Below are 21681 nucleotides of genomic sequence, written 5' to 3' on the forward strand. Positions count from 1 at the left end.
CCTCGCTACCCTCACTAAGGTTGTGTCAGGTGGTGTGATGGTGTTACATCTGCCGGAACAAAGGCGCATATAAGGGGCTGACGCGCAGCTGCGCCGGGTGCTGGCGCAAGGTCAGCGTCAGCTTGCCCGCCTCGTCGCGCACGGCGCTGGCGATGGCGCTGGCGTTGACGATGGTGCCCCGGTGGATTTGCCAGAACTGCTGCGGGTCCAGCTGCGGCAGGAGTTCCTTCAGGCTGGTGCGGATCAGCGCTTCGCTGTCGCGGCAGACCACGTTGATGTATTTGTCCAGCGCTTCGAAGTACACGACGTCGGCCAGCGCGATCATGCGCACGCTGTTGCCGACGGCCGCGCGTATCATTTGCAGGCGGGGCGCGGGCGGTACCATCGCTTGCAGCTGGGTCAGCAAGCGCACCAGGTTGTCGTCACTGGCGACGGATCTTCCCGCCAGTGACTGCACTTGGCCTGCCTTCGCGATGGGTGCCGCGATGGGTGGCAGTGCCTGCGCTGGCGCTGATGCTGATGCTGGTGCTGCTTGCAGCCGCTGCTGCAAACGCTCCACCGTCTTGCCCAGGCGCGCATCGTTGACAGGTTTTAAGACGTAATCGGCGGCTGCGTGCTCGAAGGCGGCCAGCGCGTACTCGTCATACGCGGTGACGAAGACGATTTGCGGGAAGGGCTGGGCATCGGGCCACTGCTCGGCCAGTTCCTCGGCCGCTTCCAGGCCCGTCTTGCCCGGCATTTTGATGTCGAGAAAGAGGATGTCGGGACGCAGCGCCAGGCCTTGCTGCAGTGCTTCCACGCCATTCGCGCAAGTGGCCACGATGTCGAGCGCGGGCCACAGGCGGCGCAGGGCGTGGGCGAGGGCGGCGGCCAGGATCGGCTCGTCTTCGGCGATCAGGGCGCGCACGGGGGCGGCGGTGGGCAGGGTATCAGTCATGGGCTGGCAAAGTTGGCGTGTGGGAAGGCGTCAGGTGATGGTGCGATGGATTGGCGCGCGGGTCGCCGGCTGGATCCGCCATTGGCATGCCCAGCGGCAGGGTCAGGCGCGCCGTCACGCCGGCGTGCGGGTTGGCGCATAGCGACAGGCTGGCGGCGTCGCCGTGCATGACGTGCAGGCGTTCGCGGATATTCGTCACGCCCAGTTGCGTGCCCTTGGTCTGGCCCGGATGGTCGAGGCCCAGGCCATCGTCGGCCACCGTCAGGGTCAGCACGCCGCCCTCACTGGCCGCGCGCACGTGGATATGACCACCTTCGATCTTCGGTTCCAGGCCGTGCTGGATGGCGTTTTCCACCAGCGGCTGCAGCAGCATCGGCGGCACGCTGGCCTGGCGCAAGTGGTCGGGCAAGTCCAGCGTGTAGGCCAGGCGCGTGCCCATGCGGATGGCCATCAGGCCCAGGTAAGCTTGCATCAGCTTGAATTCCTGTCCCAGCGTGGTCGAGCCGGCGCGCGAGGACGTCAGGGTGGCGCGCAGATACTGTATCAATTGGTCGAGCAGCAGCTGGGCGCGGTCCGGGTCAAAGCTGATCAGTCCCTGCAAATTGGCCAGGGTGTTGAACAGCATGTGCGGTTCGATCTGCGCCTGCAGCAACTGCAGCTGCGCTTGCATGGCCTGGCGCGCGACGGATTCGGCACGGGCTTTTTCCTGCGCCGCCTCCATTTGCAGGCGGGCGATCTTTTCCCTGCTGCTGAAGAACAGGATGGCCGCACTGGCCGCCGCCAGGGTGAACACCGTCATGCCGACATTGCGTGGCGACATGGCGATGGGCGCGGGAACGTCGATATTTGCCAGCCAGCCGAACAGCATGGTGCCAGCCACCTGCGCCACGGCGGCGCTGACGATGACGAGGCCCATGAAGGGCAGCAATGGCGCCCGCCGCTCGCCCCACCACGCCAGGCGGATGCCGTCGATGAGCAAAAAAGCGATGCCGCCGATGCACATGGATGCCAGCAAGTTAAGCCAGAAACTTTGTCCACCGCTCAGCACGTAGGTGATGAAGAGCGCGCACAGCACGTTGAGCAGCAGCGCATAGCGCGCATCGGCCAGCAGGCGCCGGTAGGGAAAGCCAGTCTTGCGGGGAACAGTATCATTGGTGTGCATGCGGAACGGCTTTCAGGTGGGACTCGGCATTGGTAATGCTGCAATCTTCGGCGCAGCTGCGGCCGCGCGCAATGGCGCTGCGACGAAACGGGGCGCACGTGGCGCCAATCGCCTGACCGCGTCCTTGACACCGTGGCTGCTGCACCAGATAGTATGGCAACCTGTCTTGATCGACAACTATTTGCAATAAAGGAAAACCCATGTGGCCCTATCCACGCACCCTGGCGCACCGCGGCGGCGGTACCCTGGCGCCTGAAAACACCCTGGCCGCCCTGCGCTGCGGCCTCGCTTACGGCTACCGCGCCGTCGAATTCGACGTCATGCTGGCCAGTGACGGCGTGCCCGTCGTCGTGCATGACCCGGAACTGGGGCGCACGGTGGCTGGCAGCGGCTTCATCAGCGACTACACGGCCGAGGAGCTGGGCCGGATGGACGCGGGCGCCTGGTTCGGCCCGCAGTTCGCGGGCGAGGGCGTGCCCACTTTCGAGGCCGTGGTGGCGTACTGCAAGGCACAGCGCATCTGGATGAATATCGAGATCAAGCCGGCCCCCGGTTTTGAGGTGCCCACGGGCCTAGCAGTGGCGCGCGCCACGCGCAGCCATTTTACGCAGGAAATCGCCGCCGGGGAACTCTTGCCGCTGCTCTCGTCGTTCAGCATCGCCGCCCTGCAGGCGGCGCGCCAGGCGGCGCCGGAACTGGCACGTGGCTGGCTGGTCGAAGCGGTGCCCGCTGGCTGGATGCAAACAGCGAAGGAACTGGGCGTGGTGGCGATCCATTGCGACCACAAACAGCTGACGCCGGAACTGGCACGGCAGGTAAAGGAGGCGGGATACGGGCTGTTCTGCTACACCGTCAACACGCGGGAACGGGCCAGCGAATTGCTGGCCTGGGGCGTGGACGGGTATTGCACGGACAGGATCGATGTGATCCCGCCCATGGCGTAGGTCTGATCAGGTCCGAAGGACTGTAATCCGACAACGGTGTTGGCATGCGCTGTTGCGTGGCCAGATGCCGTGCTGATGTCGGCTTACGCGCTTTGCGCTAAGCCGACCTACGGTACAGGGCAGGCGTAGGTCTGATCAGATCCGTAGGACGGTAATCCGACAACAGTGTTGGCATGCGCTGTTGCCTTGTCAGGTGCCGTGGGGATGTCGGCTTACGCGCTTTGCGCTAAGCCGACCTACGGTACAGGGCAGGCGTAGGTAGGATTAGATCCGCAGGATCGTAATCCGACAACAGTGTTGGCATGCGTTGTTGCGTGGCCAGGTGCCGTGCTGATGTCGGCTTACGCGCTTTGCGCTAAGCCGACCTACGGTGTGAAACAGTTTAGAACGTCACGCGCACGCCTGCCGCGATATTGCGTCCCGTCAAGGGCGCCGCGTTCTTGATGAACGAGGTGTGGCTGTACGCCAGTTCGTTCGTCAGGTTGCTGGCCTTGATGTAGAACTGGGCTGGCGTCGTGCCGATGCGCGTGTCGTAGTTGGCGGACAGGTTGAGCATGTTGTAGCCCGGCGTTTCCGTTTCGAACGCGGCAACCTTGTCTTGCTTGCCCACGCGGTAGAACTCGGCCACGCCGCTCCATGCTTGCCAGTTGGCATCGAATTTCACGCCCAGGCGCTGGGCCGGGATACGCGGCAGGTTATTGTTGTCACCCGCGCCGCCGTCGGCCAGCTTGGCCCGCACATAGTCGCCGAACACGCTGGCGCCGAACATGGGGTTCAGTTGCTGGCGGATCTGGCCTTCCACGCCCGTAAAGGTGGCGTCGCGCTGGCCGTACTGGATCAGCTGGAAGCCTTCGTGGCTGTCCAGGGTGGAACCGAAGATGTAATTGTCCACCTTGTTGCGGTAGGCGCTGGCCGAGAAGGTCGTGGCGCCCGCATACTTGCGCAAGGTCACATCGATATTGTTCGACGTTTCCTTGCCCAGGTTTTCATTGCCCAGTTCGTAGGTGGCCGTGGCCATGTGCACGCCGTGCGCATACAGTTCTTCGGCGCTGGGCAGGCGATGCGTGCGGGAAATCGTCGAGCCGAGCGAATACTGCGGCGCGAATTTCCAGACGGCGCCCAGCGAGATCGACGTGCCCTTGGCGCTGCGGTCCTGCAAGGTGGCGCTGTCGACCGTGATATCTTGCCATTCGTGGCGCAAGCCCGCCTCGAAACGCCATTGGTCGAGCTTGTATTCCTCGACCAGGAAGGCCGCGTGTTTCTTCGTCACCGTCGGCGCCACGTAGGCTTCTTCGCCCAGGGCGGAGAAATCGCGCTTCGACGTCTGCAGGCCGACGACGCCGCGCCAGCCGGCGACCGGCTGGTGTTCCATTTCCAGGCGCGCGTCGTGGCCCTTGTTCTTGAAGGTGGTGGCGATTTCCGTGCCTTCGATTTCGTCGTGCTTGTAATCGGTAAATGAGGCGCGCAGGCGCAGCTTGGTGAAGCCGGGCACGGGATCGCGCAATTCGCCGCGCACATCCCAGCGCTCGCTCTTCAGTTTCACGTAGGGCACGGCACCGTCTTCATGCTCGTGGTCATGCTCTTCACCTTCCTCGTGGCCGTGGCCTTCATGGCCGCCGCAATGCAGATGCGTGCCGTGCGGGTGGCAGCTTTCAAATTCATGGTTGTGACCAGGCAAGCCATATTCGGCGTTCTGGCTGGTGAAGGCCAGGCCCAGGAAGCCGCGTTGACCCACCCACGACACGCCCACGCTGCCCGTGTCCGTCTTGTTGTAGCTGCCGGCCACTGTCGAGCCGCCTTCCCAGCCGCTGCCGACCTTGTATTCTTTCGCGTCGCGCTTGACGCCTTCCGCATGGACGGCGATGTTGCCGGAACCGCCAGTCACCTCGAAGGCGCCGGCCTTTTCGCGCGCAGCCGAGTTGGCGCGCACTTCCGCGCTGCCTTCAATGCCCTTGGCTGGTATGCGCGTGGGAATTTTCTTGTCGATCACATTGACCACGCCGCCGACGGCGCCGCCGCCATATGCGAGCGCGGACGGGCCGCGCAGCACTTCAATCTGTTCCGACAGCATCGGCTCGGCCGCCACGGCATGGTCGGGGCTGATGGTCGAGGCATCCTGTACTTCGGCGCCATCGGAGAGGATCTTCACGCGCGGGCCATCCATGCCGCGGATGATGGGGCGGCTGGCGCCGGCGCCGAAATGGCTGGACGTGATGCCGGGCTGGCCGGCCAGGGTTTCACCCAGGGTCGCTTCGCGCGCGCGCACCAGTTCCTCGCCTTCCAGTACGGTGACGGGCGTGCTCATGTCGTCGCTGCCCACGGCCAGCGCGCTGGCCGAGACGGTGACGGCAGGCAAGGTTGGCGCTTGCTGCGCCAGTGCGCTGGCGGGAGCGGCAAAGGCCAGCATGATGGCCAGCGCCAGGGGAGTGGGTTGGTGAGGACGGACGGACATGGGCAAGAGTTCCTTATCGGCTATCGGTGTTGGCAGGGTTTGGGCAGCGCGTGATGAGTAAAAGCCTGCCCTAAGTTGATAATGATAACCCATTATCATTACTGTGTGACAGTTTTTGCGGGCAGGTGAGGCGGGCGGATGGTGTATTCTGTCGGCTATGGAACGCACAACACGTCAAAAAACCGCTATTCAAGCCGCCATCGAGTCGGCCCAGCGCCCATTATCGGCGCAGGAAATCCTCGAACAGGCCAGCTTGCAGGTGACGCAGCTGGGTATTGCCACCGTTTACCGCAACTTGAAGTCGCTGGTGCTGGAAGAAAAAGTGCATGTGGTGACCTTGCCGGGTGAAAACCCGCGCTATGAGTCGAATGCCGTCGCCAATCACCACCACCACCATTTCCAGTGCACCACCTGCCAGCGCGTGTTCGACGTGCATGATTGCCCGGGTGACTTGAAGCGCATGGCGCCGCAAGGCTTTGTTGTCGAGCGCCATGAACTGACCCTGTACGGCCGCTGCGCCGACTGCAATGCGGCCGCCGGCACCACGGGGGCCGCCGCCAAGGCCAAGCCCGCGCCACACGCCTGCGCCAGCCACCACGACCCGGCCTGAGCGGGCAGGCCGGTATGCGTGGGCAGGCTTGCAACAATGCTGCCTGTCCGGCGCCAATTCCCGTACCCAGATCACGTATAATCTTCCCTTTAAAGCTGCCGCCACTTTTTGCCAAAAAAACATGAAATCATCTGAAATCCGCGACAAGTTCCTCAAATTTTTCGAGTCCAAGGGCCATTCCATCGTCCGTTCCAGCTCCCTGGTGCCAGGCAATGATCCGACCTTGCTGTTGACGAACAGCGGCATGGTGCAGTTCAAGGACGTGTTTACGGGCACGGACAGCCGCCCGTACACACGTGCCACCTCCGTGCAGCGCTGCGTGCGCGCCGGCGGCAAGCACAACGACCTGGAAAACGTCGGCTACACGGCGCGCCACCATACCTTCTTTGAAATGCTGGGCAACTTCAGCTTCGGCGACTATTTCAAGCGCGACGCGATTCAATACGCGTGGGAACTGCTGACCAAGGTATATGGCTTGCCAGCGGAAAAGCTGACGGTCACCGTGTACATCGAAGATGACGAAGCCTACGATATCTGGGCAAAAGAAATCGGCGTGCCTGTCGAGCGCATCATCCGCATCGGCGACAACAAGGGTGCGCGCTACGCATCGGACAATTTCTGGCAGATGGCCGATACGGGCCCATGCGGCCCATGCACGGAAATCTTCTACGACCACGGCGCCGACATTCCTGGCGGCCCACCGGGCTCGCCTGACGAAGACGGCGACCGCTTCATTGAAATCTGGAACCTGGTGTTCATGCAGTTCAACCGCGACGAAGCCGGTGTCATGCACAAGCTGCCGAAGCCTTGCGTCGACACGGGCATGGGCATGGAGCGCCTGGCCGCCGTGCTGCAGCACGTGCATTCGAACTATGAAATCGACCTGTTCCAGCATCTGATCAAGGCTGCCGCGCGCGAAACGGGTGCCACCGACCTGGAAAACAAGTCGCTGCGCGTGATCGCCGACCACATCCGCGCCGCCGCCTTCATGATCGTCGACGGCATCATTCCGGGCAGCGAAGGCCGCGCCTATGTGCTGCGCCGCATCATCCGCCGCGCCTTGCGCCATGGCCACAAGCTGGGCCAGACGAAACCGTTCTTCTACAAGCTGGTGGCCGACCTGGCCATCGAGATGGGCGGCGCCTATCCTGAGCTGGAAGAAGCGAAAGACAACGTCGCCAACATGCTCAAAGCCGAGGAAGAGCGTTTCGGCGAAACCCTGGAAACGGGCATGAAAGTGCTGGAAGCGCAGCTGGCCAAGGATGCGACGGGCATTGACGGCGCCACCGCTTTTACCTTGTACGAAACTTATGGCTTCCCGCCTGACCTGACGGCCGACATCTGCCGCGAACGCGACATCACCTTCGACCAGGCCGGCTACGACGCGGCCCTGAAGGAAAGCCAGGAACTGTCGCGCAAGGGCGGCAAGACGCACAAGGACAGCAAGGTCGAGTACACGGGCGAGAAAAACACCTTCGTCGGCTACGATCAACTGACGTTCAGCAGCAAGGTCGTGGCGCTGTACGCGGCCGGCACGCCAGTGCAGGAACTGACAGCGGGCCAGGACGGCATCGTCGTGCTCGACACCACGCCGTTCTACGCGGAATCGGGCGGCCAGGTGGGCGACCAGGGCGTGATTTCCTCGGGCGCCGGCAGCTTTGCCGTCAGCGATACCTTGAAAATCCAGGCTGACGTGTTCGGCCACCACGGCGTGCTGGAGTCGGGCGTGCTGAAGGTGGGCGACGCCGTCTCGGCGCAAGTCGACACGGCCAAGCGCGCGCGCACCATCCGCAACCACTCGGCCACGCACTTGATGCACAAGGCCTTGCGCGAAGTGCTGGGCAGCCACGTGGCGCAAAAGGGCTCGCTGGTCGATCCGGACAAGACCCGTTTCGACTTCAGCCACAATGCGCCGATGACTGCCGAGCAGATCGCCGCCGTGGAAACCATCGTCAACAAAGAGATCCTGGAAAACCGCGCCACGCAAGCGCACCTGATGTCGTTTGACGATGCCGTCAAGCATGGCGCGATGGCCTTGTTCGGCGAGAAATACGGCGACGAAGTGCGCGTGCTCGACATCGGCAGCTCGAAAGAGCTGTGCGGCGGCGTCCACGTGCAGCGCACGGGCGACATCGGCCTGTTCAAGATCATCGGCGAAAGCGGCGTTGCCGCCGGTATCCGCCGCGTCGAAGCCGTGACGGGCGAAGGCGCGCTGGCGCTGGTGCAAAGCATCAACCGCCGCCTGGTCGAAGCAGCCAACGCCCTGAAGGCGCAGCCGGAAGAATTGACGGCTCGCATCGTCCAGGTGCAGGACCACGTGAAGGCGCTGGAGAAGGAACTGGCCGCGCTGAAATCGAAACTGGCGTCGGGCCAGGGCGATGAGCTGGTCACGCAAGCTGTCGATGTCAACGGCATCAAGGTGCTCGCTGCCGTGCTGGACGGCGCCGACGTGGCCCGTTTGCGCGAAACCATGGACAAGCTGAAGGACAAGCTGAAAACGGCCGCCATCGTGCTGGCCAGCGTGGCGGACGGCAAGGTCAGCCTGATCGCCGGCGTGACGGCCGACGCCACGTCGAAGGTCAAGGCGGGCGAGCTGGTGAACTTCGTTGCACAGCAAGTGGGCGGAAAAGGCGGCGGACGCCCCGATATGGCGCAGGCCGGCGGTACCGATCCGAGCGGTCTGGCGAACGCCCTGGCTGGCGTGCCGGCCTGGGTCGGCGAACGCGCGAAATAAAGCGTAAGCTAGCGGGCATGCGGGGTTTTCGCCCCACAGCCTCTTGAAAACGGCCCGCAGACGGTGTTTGCGGGCCGTTTTGCCGTATGGAATCTCGTTGTGACACCACAACAGCCGATGAACTATTTTGGTGCAGCGCGTCAATGCCCCTGATTTAGAGTAGTATGTCGAAAATCAGTACAACAAAACAATGGTGGGATATTGATGATGAGCGACACACTACTTGATACCGAGATTATGGAATTTCACAAAGAACTCGACGCGCGGGGCTTGAATTGCCCGTTGCCGATTCTGAAGGCGAAAAAGGCTTTGTCAGAGCTGCAGAGCGGGGAAGTGCTGCGCATCATGGCAACCGATCCCGGTTCCGTGCGCGACTTCCAGGCCTTCGCCAAGCAAACGGGCAATGCCCTGCTGTCGCATGTGCAGACGGGCACCGAGTTCGTCTTTTTGATGCAACGCAAGTAATTCTACCGACCTGGGCCGCCGTGGCGCGGCCTGGTTTTCCTTCCCTTGCCGGCTTTTTTGCTGCCCTGCAGCGTGGCGGCCGACTCCCCTGAAAGCAGCGAAGCCAGCCAGTTTAGATGGATTGCTCTAACAAAAAATCGCACGATCGTGCTTAAATTCGGTTCAAGATTCAAATTTCTCTTATAATCGAACGCACAATCAGCACTTGATCCGTCATTTTTATAATTTCCCAAAGGCATAGCTATGAAAGTCTTGGTACCCGTCAAACGCGTGGTCGACTATAACGTCAAAGTCCGCGTCAAGAGTGACGGCACTGGCGTCGATACCGCCAACGTCAAAATGTCGATGAACCCTTTCGATGAGATCGCACTGGAAGAAGCGATGCGCCTGAAAGAAGCCGGCAAGGTCACCGAAGTGGTCGCCATCTCCTGCGGCGTGACGCAGTGCCAGGAAACCCTGCGCACCGCCATGGCCATCGGCGCCGACCGCGGCATCCTGGTGGAAACGACGACCGAACTGGAACCGCTGGCCGTGGCCAAGCTGGTGAAATCCCTGGCCGAGAAAGAACAGCCGCAACTGATCATCCTGGGCAAGCAGGCGATCGATGACGACAGCAACCAGACCGGCCAGATGCTGGCAGCCCTGCTGGGTTGGCCGCAAGCCACGTTCGCCTCGAAAGTCGTGCTGGAAGACGGCAAAGTCACCGTCACCCGAGAAGTCGACGGCGGCCTGGAAACCCTGGCATTGACCTTGCCAGCGATCATTACCACCGACCTGCGTTTGAACGAGCCACGCTATGTGACCCTGCCGAACATCATGAAGGCGAAGAAAAAGCCGCTGGAAACCGTCAAGCCGGAAGACCTGGGCGTCGATGTCGCGCCACGCCTGAAGACCCTGAAAGTCGTCGAGCCAGCCAAGCGCTCGGCCGGCATCAAGGTGCCGGACGTGGCCACGCTGGTGGCCAAGCTGCGTACCGAAGCCAAGGTTATTTAAACCACACCCCAAGACAAAAACGGGGGTCAGACCCGACGGGGGTATCAGTTCCAATGTAACAGATACCGATCTCGAAGAGACTGACTCCGGCACTTGCAAACTATTAGGAATAATCATGGTCGCATTAGTTATTGCTGAACACGACAACGCTACCTTAAAGGGCAGCACCCACCACACCGTGACCGCGGCTGCCCAGTGCGGCGGCGACGTGCACGTACTGGTCGCAGGTTCGAACGCATCGGCCGCTGCCGCTGCCGCCGCGCAAATCGCCGGCGTGACGAAAGTCATCGTCGCCGACGCGCCGTATTTCGCCGACGGCCTGGCCGAAAACGTGGCCGAGCAAGTGCTGGCCATCGCCGGCAACTACAGCCACATCCTGGCGCCAGCCACCGCCTACGGCAAGAACATCCTGCCACGCGTGGCCGCCAAGCTGGACGTGGCGCAAATCTCGGAAATCACCAAGGTCGATTCCCCTGACACCTTCGAGCGCCCGATCTACGCCGGTAACGCGATTGCCACCGTGCAATCTGGCGACAAGGTCAAGGTCATCACCGTGCGCACCACCGGTTTCGACGCCGCTGCCGCCACCGGCGGTTCGGCTGCCACGGAAACCGTTGCCGCCGTTGCCGACAATGGCAAATCGGCCTTCGTCGGCCGCGAACTGGCCAAGTCCGACCGTCCTGAACTGACCGCCGCGAAAATCATCGTCTCGGGCGGTCGTGGCATGGGTTCGGCTGAAAACTTCCATATCCTGGAGCCGCTGGCCGACAAGCTGGGCGCCGCCATGGGTGCTTCGCGCGCCGCCGTCGACGCCGGCTTCGTGCCGAACGACTGGCAAGTGGGCCAGACGGGCAAGATCGTCGCGCCATCGCTGTACATCGCCGTCGGTATCTCGGGCGCGATCCAGCATCTGGCCGGCATGAAGGACTCGAAAACCATCGTCGCCATCAACAAGGATCCGGAAGCGCCGATCTTTGCCGTGGCCGACTACGGCATCGTGGGCGATCTGTTCGAGATCGTGCCGCAACTGGTGAAAGAACTGGGCTAATTTAAACCCATCAGGTTTTGTATATTACGAAGCCACGCCGGCCCGCCCCACACGGCGCGCCGCGCGTGGCTTTTTTCTTGGAGAGAAGAAGATGAGCTATCAAGCCCCGCTGAAAGACATGTTGTTCGTCATGAACGAGCTGGCCGGCCTGGCCGAAATCCATACCTTGCCTGGCTGCGAAGACGCGACGCCCGACACGGCCGAAGCCGTGCTGGAAGAGAACGCCAAGTTTTGCGGCGGCGTGGTGGCCCCCTTGAACGGCCCCAGCGACAAGGAGCCGAGCTTCTGGCACGACGGCCAAGTGACCACCTCGAAAGGCTTCAAGGAAGCGTTCAAGGCGTATGGCGAAGCGGGCTGGCAGGGCGTGCAGCACCCGACCGAGTTTGGCGGCCAGGGCTTGCCGAAACTGCTGGCCACGCCTTGCATTGAAATGCTCAACTCGGCCAGCATCTCGTTTGCCCTGGTGGCGCTGCTGTCGGACGGGGCCATCGAAGCGCTGCTGACGGCCGGCAGTGACGAACAGAAAGCCGTCTACCTGGAAAACCTGGTATCGGGCAAGTGGACGGGCACCATGAATCTGACGGAGCCGCAGGCAGGTTCCGACCTGGCCGCCGTGCGCACGCGTGCCGTGCCGCAGGACGACGGCACCTATAAAGTCTTCGGCACGAAGATTTTCATCACCTATGGCGAGCACGACATGGCGGAGAACATCGTCCACCTGGTGCTGGCCCGCACGCCGGACGCGCCCGCTGGCGTGAAAGGCATTTCCCTGTTCATCGTGCCGAAATTCCTCGTCAACGCCGACGGCAGCCTGGGCGCGCGCAACGACGCGCACTGCGTCTCCATCGAACACAAGCTGGGCATCAAGGCCAGCCCGACGGCGGTATTGCAATTCGGCGACCACGGCGGCGCCATCGGTACGCTGGTGGGCGAGGAAAACCGCGGCCTCGAATACATGTTCATCATGATGAACGCGGCCCGCTTCGGCGTCGGCCTGCAAGGCATCGGCCTGGCCGAGCGCGCCTACCAGCAGGCCGTGGCGTTCGCCAAGGACCGCGTGCAGTCGCGCGACCTGGCAGGATCCAGCGGCCCCGTTTCCATCATCCATCATCCGGACGTGCGCCGCATGCTGATGTCCATGCGCTCGCAAACGGAGGCGGCGCGCGCGCTGGCCTACGTGGGCGCGGCCATCAGCGACGTGGCGCACCACCATCCGGACACGGAAGTGCGCGCGGAAAGCCTGGCCACGTATGAATACCTGGTGCCCGTCATCAAGGGCTGGTCGACGGAAATGTCGCAGGACGTCACGCGCGACGGCGTGCAAGTGCATGGCGGCATGGGTTTTATTGAAGAGACGGGTGCTGCCCAGCATTACCGCGACGCCAAGATTCTCACCATCTACGAAGGCACGACGGCCATCCAGGCGAATGACCTGGTGGGCCGCAAGACGGTGCGCGACGGCGGTGCCGTGGCGAAAGCCATCATCGCCCAGGTGCGCGCCACGGAAGCCCAGCTGGGCGAGCTGACCGGCGCCGACTTCCAGGCCATGCAGCGTCACCTGGCCGAAGGCAGCGCCGCGCTCGAAGCCGTGGTCGAGTATGTGGTGGCGAACATGAAGTCGGATATCAAGGCCGTCTTCGCGGGCAGTGTGCCATACCTGAAGCTGGCCGGCATCGTGCTGGGCGGCTGGCAGATGGCGCGCGCAGCCGTGGCGGCGCAGCAAAAGCTGGGCGAGGGCAGCGGCGATGCGTCGTTCTACAACGCCAAAATCGCCACCGCGCGCTTCTTTGCCGACCACATCCTGTCGCAGGCACCAGGCTTGCGCGCCACCATCATCGACGGCAGCGCCGGCGTGATGGCGCTGTCGGAAGAGCAGTTTTAACCGGGGTCGGACCCCTCGTCTGCTAACGCCGAGCTTCGATGTTAGCGTTGGCGAGGGCCTGACCCCAGTAGTTTGCTGAAGGCAGCTTAAATGCAAAAAAGCGCTGGAGATTGCTCTCCGGCGCTTTTTTTAACCCCCAACGTAAGTGCCGGGGTCGGACCCTGAGGGTCGGACCCCAGTCCTTGTTATGGGGTTCGGCTTACCTTCTGGCAATACCATTACCGGAATTGCGCACCAGGTCGCCCGCAGCCAGTCCAGGATCCTGGTCAAACGCGAAGTCGGCCTTGGCGCCTGTTTCGTATTGCACGGTGACGGTCCACACCTTGGCATTTTTCATGTGGCCTTCGACCTGCTTGCCCGCGTAGGCGCCGCCTGCGGCGCCGGCCAGGGTGGCCAGGTCCTTGCCGCGTCCGCCGCCTACCTGGCGGCCCAGCAGGGCGCCGGCCACGCCGCCGCCGATCATGCCCAGGGCGCCGCCTTCGCCGGCTTTTTCAGTGACGTTGACTGCCAGCACCTTGCCGCAATCGGCGCAGATCTGATGCTGGGCCGGCTTGCTGTTCTGGCCGGCGTACGAGTTGCCGGCCTTTTGCGCGGCCTTGGCGTTGATGATGGCCTGGTCGTATTCGCCCTTGGCGTCGCGCAGGCATTGCATGCGGGCTTTCGAGCTGGTTTCTTCTGCGCACAATTTCTTGTCGTCCGCATAGCGCGTGTTGGCTTGTTTCGTGTCGTAGGCGTATTGCGCCTTCGGTGACAGGTTCTGCGCGTAGGCGGAGGTGCTGAACAGGGCGGCAATGGCCACTGCGATGAGGTATGGGCGACGAATCATGATCTTCTCCTGTGGGGTGTTGAATGAGCCAGTAATGGTCGCATTGTGAATGCAGTATAGAGGAAAATCATGATTGCTTACCAACACTTACATGTGCGTGCGGCACCCCTCGCGCGAGGTCATTTCCATATGGAAATTAACCGTAGGCGCCGCCTGTATACAGCAAGTCGAACAGGCGCGCCATGGTTGCGATCAGCACGCCTGCCCCTAGCATCAAGGTAGCGACCAGCACCACGGCCAGCGGCCAGCCCGTGTCGGACTGGCGGCCGCTGGCGGCGTTGTAGCGCGCATCCCACTTGTCATCCGGCATCAGGCCCAGCACCAGCGCCTCCAGGAAACCGGCCAGCGCGGACAGGGTCAGCGGCAGGATCTGGTAAAACCAGTCCGCCTCGGGAACGATCTGGCGCAGCAGCAAGGTGGCGGGCACGGCGGCCAGGTGCAGCCAGCCCCAGGCGTCCTTGGCGCCGTGCAGATAAAAGCGGTGGGCGCCCAGGCTGCCCAGCAAAAAGGCCAGCAGGGTGGTAAATGCCTTGTTCTTGTGCGGCGGCTGCGAAATCGTGGTGGCGGTCATGGGACTCCAGGGTTGCTCATCGATAAAGATTGCCAGTATCGGCCATAGTGTGGCGCAACGATAGCACTTTCCTGTGGCGTTTATGCAATGATTTCGCGCGATTTACCGTCATGGCCGGCACGATAGGCGCACACGCCTATTGCGTCTTGGCCGATGTCTGGTCATAATGTTTGATTAGCCCAAATTACACGCCCGTCATCATAACGCTTGCTGCCTGGCGGTAAAGCGCGCTATAATTTGCGGCTTTTTCCGCCTCAGCACACTTTTTGGAAATATTATGGTCGTTATTCGTTTAGCTCGTGGAGGCGCCAAGAAGCGCCCGTTCTTCAACATCGTCGCTACTGATTCGCGCAATCGCCGCGATGGTCGCTTCATTGAGCGTATCGGTTTTTACAACCCGATGGCGCAAGGTGGCGAAGTTCCACTGCGTATCACCGCAGACCGTCTGGCCTACTGGCAAGGCGTTGGCGCACAATTGTCGCCAACCGTTGCTCGCCTGGTAGCTAGCAACAACAAAGCAGCAGCTTAATTAGATCACTGGTTTGACGGTCAAGACTGCATCCGGGGTGAAAGTCCCCGATGACCTGGTACAGGTAGGCTATGTCTCCGGTGCTTATGGCATTGCTGGCGGAGTCAGGATCACTCCTTTCTCCGACGATGCGGATGCATTATTAAGCGTCAAAACCTGGTGGTTTAATAAACCGACCTTGCATGATGTTCAAGTCAGGCAAGCAAAGTTACACGGCGGCGACGTCGTGGCCCAGCTGGTGGGTGTGGTCGGGCGGGATGCCGCAGAAGCGCTGAAGGGTGCCTCTGTGCAAATTCCGCGTAGCCATTTCCCGACGCTGACGGCCGATGAATTTTATTGGTCCGATCTGATCGGACTGACAGTTGAGAATTTGCAAGGCGAGTGCCTCGGCACAGTGCACGACATGATGAGCAATGGTCCGCAATCCATTTTGCGCATTACTCCGGTCGCCACTGCCGATGACGCCGCTGAAAAGGCGCCTGAGCGCCTGATCCCGTTTGTCGGCCAGTTTGTCATTAACGTTGACAAGGCCGCCAGCAAGATCACGGTCGACTGGGGCCTCGATTATTAAACCGCCTGCGCTTAACAATGCGCCGGGCAAACGTTGCGGGATGGTGAGCGATGCAATTTGATGTCGTGACCCTGTTTCCGGAAATGTTTGCCGCGCTGACGCAGTCGGGTGTGACCCGGCGTGCCTTCGAGCAAAACAAATGTGGCCTGTCCTTGTGGAATCCCCGTGATTTCACGACGGACAATCACCGTACCGTGGATGACCGCCCCTATGGCGGCGGCCCCGGCATGGTGATGATGGCCCGCCCGCTTGAAGCGACGATCACTGCCGCCAAGCAGCGCCAGACCGAACTGGGACTGGCGCCGCCGCGCGTGGTATTCATGTCGCCGCAAGGCCGGCCGCTGACGCACGAGCGCGTCACGCAGTTGAAAGCCGAGCCTGGCTTGGTGATCCTGTGTGGCCGCTATGAAGCTGTGGACCAGCGCCTGCTGGACCGTTGTGTCGACGAGGAAATCAGCGTCGGCGACTTCGTCCTGTCGGGCGGTGAATTGCCTGCCATGGCGCTGATGGATGCGGTGATCCGCTTGTTGCCAGGTGTCTTGAACACCGAGGCATCGGCCATCGAGGACAGCTTCGTCAATGGCTTGCTCGATTCGCCGCACTATACGCGGCCGGAAACATACGAAGGCATGGCCGTGCCGCCCGTCCTGATGGGTGGCAATCATGCCGAGATCGGCAAGTGGCGCCGCCAGCGCATGCTGGAAGCGACCGCGAAGAAGCGTCCTGATCTGTTGACCAGCGCGCGCGCCGCCGGCTTGCTCAGCCGTGCCGACGAAAAATTTCTGGCCAGCCTGTAAGCCGTCTTCTGACGGCGGGCAGGGTGGCCTTGCAGTGCCGGGCATGTTGCCCAAATTGGTAATACCCATCCTCTACCGGGCGGATAGTACGCTATCCACAGTGCGCCGGCATGATGGTTTTCGGAGTGTTAAAAATGGACTTGATTCAACAATTAGAGCAAGAAGAGATCGCCCGTCTGGGTAAATCGATTCCTGACTTCGCACCAGGCGATACCGTTATCGTCAGCGTCAACGTAGTCGAAGGCACGCGCAAGCGCGCCCAGGCTTACGAAGGCGTCGTTATCTCCCGTCGTAACCGTGGCCTGAACTCGAACTTCATCGTTCGCAAGATCTCGTCCGGCGAAGGCGTTGAGCGTACGTTCCAACTGTACTCGCCGCTGATCGCTTCGATCGAAGTGAAACGCCGTGGTGACGTTCGCCGCGCCAAGCTGTACTATCTGCGTGAGCGTTCGGGTAAATCGGCGCGTATCAAAGAAAAATTGCCAAACCGCCGCGTTGTGGCGAAAGCAAGCGCGTAATATCAGCGTCTGCGTTGGGAAAAGGGGTGCCGTACTGGTGCCCCTTTTTTTTATGCTGACACCTGGCCAAACCTGCTGCGCGTCGGTATGGGCAGCCTGCGATGCTTACCGTGCTGGAGCACGGTCGCGCGTCTCGGCTACCTTTTCCTTCCGCTCGCGATGGTTTTGCCGAGTGCTTTTAATCATGAGGGAGGGGCAATGGCCACCATCGCATTTGATCCCAAACAACTTGCCATCGATTCGATCGCCGGCGAGGCGGCGCTGGACGCCGAGCGCCTGACACCGGACTGGCTGCGCCAGCGCCTTGCCGCGCCGCCCGACTGGCGGCCCGAGATCACCCAGGATTTCCTGTCCGCCCGCGCCGAACCGGTGCCGGCCGCCGTGCTCATTCCCCTCGTGCAGCGGCCGCAGGGTCTGACCATCCTGCTGACCATGCGCACCGACCACCTGAGCAGCCATGCGGGGCAGGTCAGCTTTCCCGGCGGGCGCAGCGAGCCGTACGATGGCTCGGCCATCGCCACGGCGCTGCGCGAAACGGAGGAGGAGGTCGGCCTGTCACGCGAACATATCGAAGTGCTGGGCTGCCTGCCTGATTACCTGACGGGCACCGGCTACCAGGTCACGCCCGTGGTGGGCCTGGTGACGCCGCCATTCGAGCTGCGCGCCGACCCCTCGGAAGTGGCGGAAATCTTTGAAGTGCCGCTGGCCTTCCTCATGGATGGCGTCAATCACCAGCGCCTGTCGGTGGAATTGCCCGGTGGGCGGCGCTCCTTCTACGCCATGCCCTACGAGCGCTTTTACATCTGGGGCGCGACGGCCGGCATGCTGCGCAACCTGTTTCACCTCTTGCGCGCGTAAAATGGCGCCCCGCACGTAATAAGTTTGATTCCAGCACTGCACTGCGCTATCGTAGCGGGCATTGCGGTATTGCTGAAAAAGACAAAAAGGACGTTTGATGACATTTCTCTCCATACTTTGCGCATTGCTGATCGAGCAGCTCAAACCCTTGCGCGCGGATAATCCTATCTACGCCGAGATCAAGAGCCTGGCGATGCGCATGGAGACCTGGTTCAATGCCGGCCACGCCCATCACGGCCGCATGGGCTGGTTCCTCATGATCGGCGTGCTGATGGTGCCCACGGCCGGCGTGTACTGGCTGTTGCAGCATTATCAGCTGTCCCTGCTGGCCTTTGCCTGGAACGTGCTCATCGTCTACCTGACCCTGGGTTTCCGCCATTACAGCCATTACTTCACGTCGATCCAGCTGGCCCTGAGCGCCGGCGACGAGGCCACCGCGCGCACCTTGCTGGCCGACTGGACCAAGCTCGACACGGTGGGCATGGAAGCGAGCGAAATTGCCCGCATTGCCGTGGAAAAAGCCCTGATCACCACGCACCGCAATGTCTTTGGCGTGTTCTTCTGGTTCCTCATGCCGCTGGGTCCCGCCTGCGCCGTGATGTACCGCGTGGCCGAATACCTGGCGCGCGCCTGGAACGAACCCGAGCACATGCGCAATGAAGCGTTCGGCCAGTTCGCCGCGCGCGCCTTTTACTGGATCGACTGGATCCCCGTGCGCCTGACGGCCGTGGCCTTTGCCGTGGTCGGCAATTTCGAGGATGCCATCTATGCCTGGCGCAATTTCGCCCAGCGCTGGCAGGACGAGGCCATCGGCATCATCCTGACGGCGGGCGGCGGCGCCATGGGCGTGCGCCTGGGCACGCCAGCGGAAACGGCGGCCCGCGTGCTCGTCACGCCCGACATGGCCGTCGATGACAGCGACAGCGAGTCCGATATCCTGCCCGGCGAAGAGCCCGGCGCGCGTGCATTGCAGAGCACGGTGGGCCTGGTCTGGCGCGCCTTGCTGCTGTGGATGCTCTTGCTGCTGCTGATGTCGGGCGCTGTCTGGCTCGGCTGATGCGGGCGGCGGCACGGGCGCACGGCGCCTGTGCATGCGCCTTGCGCGCGGAACGGGGTTAAAATAGGGGGCTGGCGCGGAAACCGCGACAGCCCCTGTTTGCATCCGCAGGCAGATCGAGGTAGAAGCCAAGTCTTCTATAAGATATAATACTGGCTTACCGCAGTACACGCAGTGCAGTGACGCAACTGAACTACCAGCCCGGCTTACCCGCCGGGGCCATTCACGCAATCCAGTCCCGACAAGCCACATGGCCGAGTTATCTCAAAACGAGCTCTCAGATGAGTTCTTCATCCTTGGTCTCACCAGCAATGGCAAGCAATTCCGACCCAGCGATTGGGCCGAGCGCCTTTGCGGAGTGATGTCCTGTTTCAATCCCGAAGGCGGCGGGCGCAACGCGCACCTCCAGTATTCGCCCTACGTACGCCCGACCGTGGTCAATGGCGTCAAATCGGTGGTCGTCAACACCAAGCTGCGCGAGATCGAGCCGATGGCTTTCCACTTCGTGCGCGAGTTTGCCAAGGACAACGACCTGCAGATCGTCGAAGCCTGCTTCCTGCCCCCGCCGGAAGAAAAGTAAGTCCGTTTTCTTTTGATCTGGCGCAAGCCCGCCCCGGCGGGACGGCGTAGCGTGGACACTCTGGAAACAGCGGAGTGGCGACATGCGTATCGGTGACATCTGCACCTTGCAAACTATTCATTGCCAGCGCGACATGAGCGTGCAGGAGGCGGCGCTGATGATGCGCCAGCACCATGTGGGCGACCTCGTCGTTGCCGAGCAGCCGAATGGCGAGCGCGTCCCCATCGGCATCCTGACCGACCGCGACATCGTTATCTCCGTCATCGCCCTGGGGCTCGATCCCGCCAGCCTGCTGGTGGGCGACATCATGAGCGCCCAGCTGCTCACGGCCAGCGAAGAGGAGGACGCCTTTGATGTCATCGAACGCATGCGCATCAATGGCATCCGCCGCTTGCCCGTCGTCAATAGCCTGGGCGGCCTTGCCGGCATCGTCAGCATCGACGACTTGCTGGCCTACCTGGCACAGGAAATGAGCGAGCTGGCGCGCATCAGCGGCGGCCAGCTGGTGCACGAAAAGCGCACGCGCAAATAGAACACTTTTCAACACCTCGCGCGGCGCGCTGTGCGGCTGGCCGTGCTCACCGGCCCGGCCCCTCTGCGCTGGCCTAGTGCTGCGCTTGTCGGCCACAATCACTGCCGCTCGCTACGCTACTGTCAGGTATCTCGCTCGCCCGGCATTGCGCAATTCCGGTCAAATCCTCCCCGCCTGAAAATGCTACAGTCGCTGCTCGTTCAACGGGAAACGTTCATGAGCTATCTGGCCAAGGCACTCTGGTATATCGAATCGCATTACGCGGACCCTCTCTCGCTCGACGATATCGCCCGCGTGGGTGGCGCTTCGCCGTGCCATCTGACGCGCGCGTTTGGCCTGGCGACGGGCCACTCCGTGATGCGCTATGTGCGGGCGCGCCGGCTCAGCGAGGCGGCCCGCGCGCTGGCGCAGGGCGCGCAGGATATTCTGTCGGTCGCGCTGGAGGCTGGCTACAGTTCCCATGAGGCATTTACGCGGGCCTTCCGCGAACAGTTCCAGCTCACGCCGGAAATGGTGCGGGCCCAGTCCCACGTCGCCAATCTGGCCCTGGTCGACGCCATCAAGATGGATGCGGCGCCGGGCGTGCCGCTGGAGCCGCCCCGTTTCGAGCAGGGGCCGGCCATGCTGCTGGCCGGCCTGGTCGAACGCTATCGGGCCGAAACCAGCGCCGGCATCCCCGCCCTGTGGCAACGTTTCCTGCCCCATGTGGCACCTGGCCAGCTGGTGTATGGCGTGTGCTGCAACAACGACGACGCGGGCAATTTTGATTACCTGTGCGCCATGCCGGTGGCCGACTTTTCCCGGGCGCCGGACGGCTGGATGCGGCTGCGCATCGCGCCGCAGCGCTATGCCGTCTTCCGTCACCGCGGACATATTTCCACGATACGCGCCACCTGGCATACCGTGTGGAACACCTGGCTGCCCGAGTCCGGCCTGGAAGTGGCTGACGCGCCCGATTTTGAACGCTATGACCACCATTTCGATCCCGTCAGCGGCACTGGCGGCGTGGAAATCTGGCTCCCCTTGAAAGCATGAACATGTCCACTGTCCTGTCTGCGCCGGCCGTGTTTGCCGGCAATACCGCGCTGCGCCAGCGCCTGCTGCAATGCGCCGCCGCGCTGGCGGCCGGCCTGCCCCTGTACTGGGTGCTGGGACCGCAGCCGCTGGGATGGCTGGCCTGGTGCGCGCCGCTGCCCGTGCTGTGGCTGGCCCTGCGCTCGTCCCGCCGCGATGCCGCCTGGATGACCTTCATCGCCGCCGCGCTGGGACTGTCTTCCAACGTTGCCTATTTCCGCTTGCTCATGCCCGTGCCGGCCATGCTGGCCGTGCTGCTCGTCAAAGCCCTGCTGTGGCTGCTGGTGGTGCTGGCCACGCGGCGCATCGTGCTGCGCTACCGGGCCGGCTGGACGGTGCTGGCCTATCCCGTGCTGTGGGTGGCCATCGATACCCTGATGGCGGCCTTGCTGCCCGACGGTAACTGGGGCAGCCTCGCGTATTCGCAGGCCGATAACGTGGCCATGCTGCAGGTGGCGGCCCTGGCGGGCGTGCCGGGCCTGCTGTTTTTGCTGTGCCTGGCGCCAGCCGCGCTGGCCTTGCTGCTGGCCGGCGGGCGCGC

The 21681-nt window shown here is 62.5% G+C and carries 22 protein-coding genes; 17 read left to right on the plus strand and 5 right to left on the minus strand.

Annotated features, from left to right (window positions below; all coding sequences use genetic code 11):
- Positions 1-43: 43 nt before the first annotated feature.
- Both JaAD80_RS13925 and JaAD80_RS13930 read right to left on the minus strand, forming a co-directional pair.
- Positions 44-937: a LytTR family DNA-binding domain-containing protein gene (locus JaAD80_RS13925; protein ID WP_102294842.1), complete on the minus strand. Its 894-nt coding sequence runs from the start codon at positions 935-937 to the stop codon at positions 44-46.
- On the minus strand, positions 930-2099 hold the full coding sequence (locus JaAD80_RS13930; RefSeq protein ID WP_102294844.1) for a sensor histidine kinase: 1170 nt from the start codon (positions 2097-2099) through the stop codon (positions 930-932). Before JaAD80_RS13930 ends, JaAD80_RS13925 begins: the two co-directional genes overlap by 8 nt.
- 200 nt (positions 2100-2299) lie before the next feature.
- Here JaAD80_RS13930 and ugpQ point away from each other — a divergent pair, with 200 nt between their 5' ends.
- Complete coding sequence (ugpQ, locus tag JaAD80_RS13940; protein WP_102294847.1) at positions 2300-3043, plus strand: glycerophosphodiester phosphodiesterase; 744 nt, start codon at positions 2300-2302, stop codon at positions 3041-3043.
- Positions 3044-3425: 382 nt separating this feature from the next.
- On the opposite strand, the gene JaAD80_RS13945 is transcribed toward ugpQ, so the two are convergent.
- Positions 3426-5495, minus strand: coding sequence for a TonB-dependent receptor domain-containing protein (locus tag JaAD80_RS13945; RefSeq protein ID WP_180979416.1), 2070 nt, complete (start codon positions 5493-5495; stop codon positions 3426-3428).
- 157 nt (positions 5496-5652) lie between these two features.
- On the opposite strand from JaAD80_RS13945, the gene JaAD80_RS13950 reads away from it, so the two are divergent.
- The 6 genes from JaAD80_RS13950 to JaAD80_RS13975 all read left to right on the plus strand — a co-directional run bounded on the left by JaAD80_RS13950 (position 5653) and on the right by JaAD80_RS13975 (position 13227).
- The gene (locus tag JaAD80_RS13950; protein WP_102294849.1) at positions 5653-6105 is read left to right on the plus strand and encodes a Fur family transcriptional regulator; all 453 of its coding nucleotides are present in this window, start codon (positions 5653-5655) and stop codon (positions 6103-6105) included.
- 121 nt (positions 6106-6226) lie between these two features.
- On the plus strand, positions 6227-8839 hold the full coding sequence (alaS, locus tag JaAD80_RS13955) for an alanine--tRNA ligase (protein ID WP_102294851.1): 2613 nt from the start codon (positions 6227-6229) through the stop codon (positions 8837-8839).
- A gap of 207 nt (positions 8840-9046) precedes the next feature.
- A complete protein-coding gene (locus tag JaAD80_RS13960; RefSeq protein ID WP_225317265.1) occupies positions 9047-9304 on the plus strand; it encodes a sulfurtransferase TusA family protein in 258 nt (85 codons plus the stop codon).
- 243 nt (positions 9305-9547) lie between these two features.
- A complete protein-coding gene (locus JaAD80_RS13965; RefSeq protein ID WP_034759884.1) occupies positions 9548-10297 on the plus strand; it encodes an electron transfer flavoprotein subunit beta/FixA family protein in 750 nt (249 codons plus the stop codon).
- A 115-nt stretch (positions 10298-10412) separates the two neighbouring features.
- Positions 10413-11345, plus strand: coding sequence for an electron transfer flavoprotein subunit alpha/FixB family protein (locus tag JaAD80_RS13970; protein WP_086145064.1), 933 nt, complete (start codon positions 10413-10415; stop codon positions 11343-11345).
- 91 nt (positions 11346-11436) lie between these two features.
- Positions 11437-13227 carry an acyl-CoA dehydrogenase gene (locus JaAD80_RS13975; protein WP_102294853.1) on the plus strand — a complete coding sequence of 597 codons (1791 nt, stop codon included), beginning with the start codon at positions 11437-11439 and terminating at the stop codon, positions 13225-13227.
- 199 nt (positions 13228-13426) lie between these two features.
- Here the strand turns inward: JaAD80_RS13975 and JaAD80_RS13980 are convergent, their stop codons facing one another.
- Both JaAD80_RS13980 and JaAD80_RS13985 read right to left on the minus strand, forming a co-directional pair.
- Entirely contained in the window at positions 13427-14053 is a 627-nt protein-coding gene (locus JaAD80_RS13980) for a glycine zipper 2TM domain-containing protein (RefSeq protein ID WP_102294854.1), read from the minus strand.
- A gap of 136 nt (positions 14054-14189) precedes the next feature.
- Positions 14190-14624, minus strand: a complete 435-nt coding sequence (locus tag JaAD80_RS13985) for an NINE protein (RefSeq protein WP_102294856.1) — start codon at positions 14622-14624, stop codon at positions 14190-14192.
- Positions 14625-14901: 277 nt separating this feature from the next.
- Between JaAD80_RS13985 and rpsP the strand changes: the two genes are divergently transcribed.
- The 10 genes from rpsP to JaAD80_RS14035 all read left to right on the plus strand — a co-directional run.
- Positions 14902-15153, plus strand: a complete 252-nt coding sequence (rpsP, locus tag JaAD80_RS13990) for a 30S ribosomal protein S16 (RefSeq protein WP_010395524.1) — start codon at positions 14902-14904, stop codon at positions 15151-15153.
- 13 nt (positions 15154-15166) lie between these two features.
- On the plus strand, positions 15167-15724 hold the full coding sequence (gene rimM / locus JaAD80_RS13995; protein WP_102294858.1) for a ribosome maturation factor RimM: 558 nt from the start codon (positions 15167-15169) through the stop codon (positions 15722-15724).
- 50 nt (positions 15725-15774) lie between these two features.
- Positions 15775-16521 (plus strand): tRNA (guanosine(37)-N1)-methyltransferase TrmD, encoded by a 747-nt coding sequence (gene trmD / locus JaAD80_RS14000; protein WP_102294859.1) that lies wholly within the window; start codon positions 15775-15777, stop codon positions 16519-16521.
- Between the two features lie 134 nt (positions 16522-16655).
- Positions 16656-17039, plus strand: a complete 384-nt coding sequence (gene rplS, locus JaAD80_RS14005) for a 50S ribosomal protein L19 (RefSeq protein WP_035825414.1) — start codon at positions 16656-16658, stop codon at positions 17037-17039.
- A gap of 198 nt (positions 17040-17237) precedes the next feature.
- Entirely contained in the window at positions 17238-17897 is a 660-nt protein-coding gene (locus JaAD80_RS14010; RefSeq protein WP_102294861.1) for a CoA pyrophosphatase, read from the plus strand.
- Positions 17898-17994: 97 nt separating this feature from the next.
- Positions 17995-18954, plus strand: coding sequence for a CobD/CbiB family protein (locus tag JaAD80_RS14015; RefSeq protein WP_102294863.1), 960 nt, complete (start codon positions 17995-17997; stop codon positions 18952-18954).
- Between the two features lie 250 nt (positions 18955-19204).
- Entirely contained in the window at positions 19205-19534 is a 330-nt protein-coding gene (locus JaAD80_RS14020) for a DUF3579 domain-containing protein (protein ID WP_071324990.1), read from the plus strand.
- An 82-nt stretch (positions 19535-19616) separates the two neighbouring features.
- Entirely contained in the window at positions 19617-20066 is a 450-nt protein-coding gene (locus JaAD80_RS14025) for a CBS domain-containing protein (protein ID WP_102294865.1), read from the plus strand.
- Positions 20067-20282: 216 nt separating this feature from the next.
- Positions 20283-21101, plus strand: a complete 819-nt coding sequence (locus JaAD80_RS14030; protein ID WP_102294866.1) for an AraC family transcriptional regulator — start codon at positions 20283-20285, stop codon at positions 21099-21101.
- Between the two features lie 2 nt (positions 21102-21103).
- The coding region (locus JaAD80_RS14035) for a hypothetical protein (protein ID WP_374755244.1) at positions 21104-21681 on the plus strand (578 nt) is incomplete at its 3' end.

The sequence above is a fragment of the Janthinobacterium sp. AD80 genome, from assembly GCF_002878455.1.
Taxonomy (GTDB): Bacteria; Pseudomonadota; Gammaproteobacteria; order Burkholderiales; family Burkholderiaceae_D; genus Janthinobacterium.

Excerpts from the sequence above, each read along its gene's own strand:
- JaAD80_RS14020 (WP_071324990.1), top strand. The coding sequence starts at position 19,205 with ATGGCCGAGTTATCTCAAAACGAGCTCTCAGATGAGTTCTTCATCCTT.
- JaAD80_RS13965 (WP_034759884.1), top strand. The coding sequence starts at position 9,548 with ATGAAAGTCTTGGTACCCGTCAAACGCGTGGTCGACTATAACGTCAAA.
- JaAD80_RS13960 (WP_225317265.1), top strand. The coding sequence starts at position 9,047 with ATGAGCGACACACTACTTGATACCGAGATTATGGAATTTCACAAAGAA.
- JaAD80_RS13950 (WP_102294849.1), top strand. The coding sequence starts at position 5,653 with ATGGAACGCACAACACGTCAAAAAACCGCTATTCAAGCCGCCATCGAG.
- alaS (WP_102294851.1), top strand. The coding sequence starts at position 6,227 with ATGAAATCATCTGAAATCCGCGACAAGTTCCTCAAATTTTTCGAGTCC.
- JaAD80_RS13930 (WP_102294844.1), bottom strand. The coding sequence starts at position 2,099 with ATGCACACCAATGATACTGTTCCCCGCAAGACTGGCTTTCCCTACCGG.
- JaAD80_RS13985 (WP_102294856.1), bottom strand. The coding sequence starts at position 14,624 with ATGACCGCCACCACGATTTCGCAGCCGCCGCACAAGAACAAGGCATTT.
- rplS (WP_035825414.1), top strand. The coding sequence starts at position 16,656 with ATGGACTTGATTCAACAATTAGAGCAAGAAGAGATCGCCCGTCTGGGT.
- JaAD80_RS13945 (WP_180979416.1), bottom strand. The coding sequence starts at position 5,495 with ATGTCCGTCCGTCCTCACCAACCCACTCCCCTGGCGCTGGCCATCATG.
- JaAD80_RS13925 (WP_102294842.1), bottom strand. The coding sequence starts at position 937 with ATGACTGATACCCTGCCCACCGCCGCCCCCGTGCGCGCCCTGATCGCC.
- ugpQ (WP_102294847.1), top strand. The coding sequence starts at position 2,300 with ATGTGGCCCTATCCACGCACCCTGGCGCACCGCGGCGGCGGTACCCTG.
- trmD (WP_102294859.1), top strand. The coding sequence starts at position 15,775 with ATGCAATTTGATGTCGTGACCCTGTTTCCGGAAATGTTTGCCGCGCTG.
- JaAD80_RS13970 (WP_086145064.1), top strand. The coding sequence starts at position 10,413 with ATGGTCGCATTAGTTATTGCTGAACACGACAACGCTACCTTAAAGGGC.
- JaAD80_RS13980 (WP_102294854.1), bottom strand. The coding sequence starts at position 14,053 with ATGATTCGTCGCCCATACCTCATCGCAGTGGCCATTGCCGCCCTGTTC.
- rpsP (WP_010395524.1), top strand. The coding sequence starts at position 14,902 with ATGGTCGTTATTCGTTTAGCTCGTGGAGGCGCCAAGAAGCGCCCGTTC.
- JaAD80_RS14010 (WP_102294861.1), top strand. The coding sequence starts at position 17,238 with ATGGCCACCATCGCATTTGATCCCAAACAACTTGCCATCGATTCGATC.
- JaAD80_RS14015 (WP_102294863.1), top strand. The coding sequence starts at position 17,995 with ATGACATTTCTCTCCATACTTTGCGCATTGCTGATCGAGCAGCTCAAA.
- JaAD80_RS14025 (WP_102294865.1), top strand. The coding sequence starts at position 19,617 with ATGCGTATCGGTGACATCTGCACCTTGCAAACTATTCATTGCCAGCGC.
- JaAD80_RS14030 (WP_102294866.1), top strand. The coding sequence starts at position 20,283 with ATGAGCTATCTGGCCAAGGCACTCTGGTATATCGAATCGCATTACGCG.
- JaAD80_RS13975 (WP_102294853.1), top strand. The coding sequence starts at position 11,437 with ATGAGCTATCAAGCCCCGCTGAAAGACATGTTGTTCGTCATGAACGAG.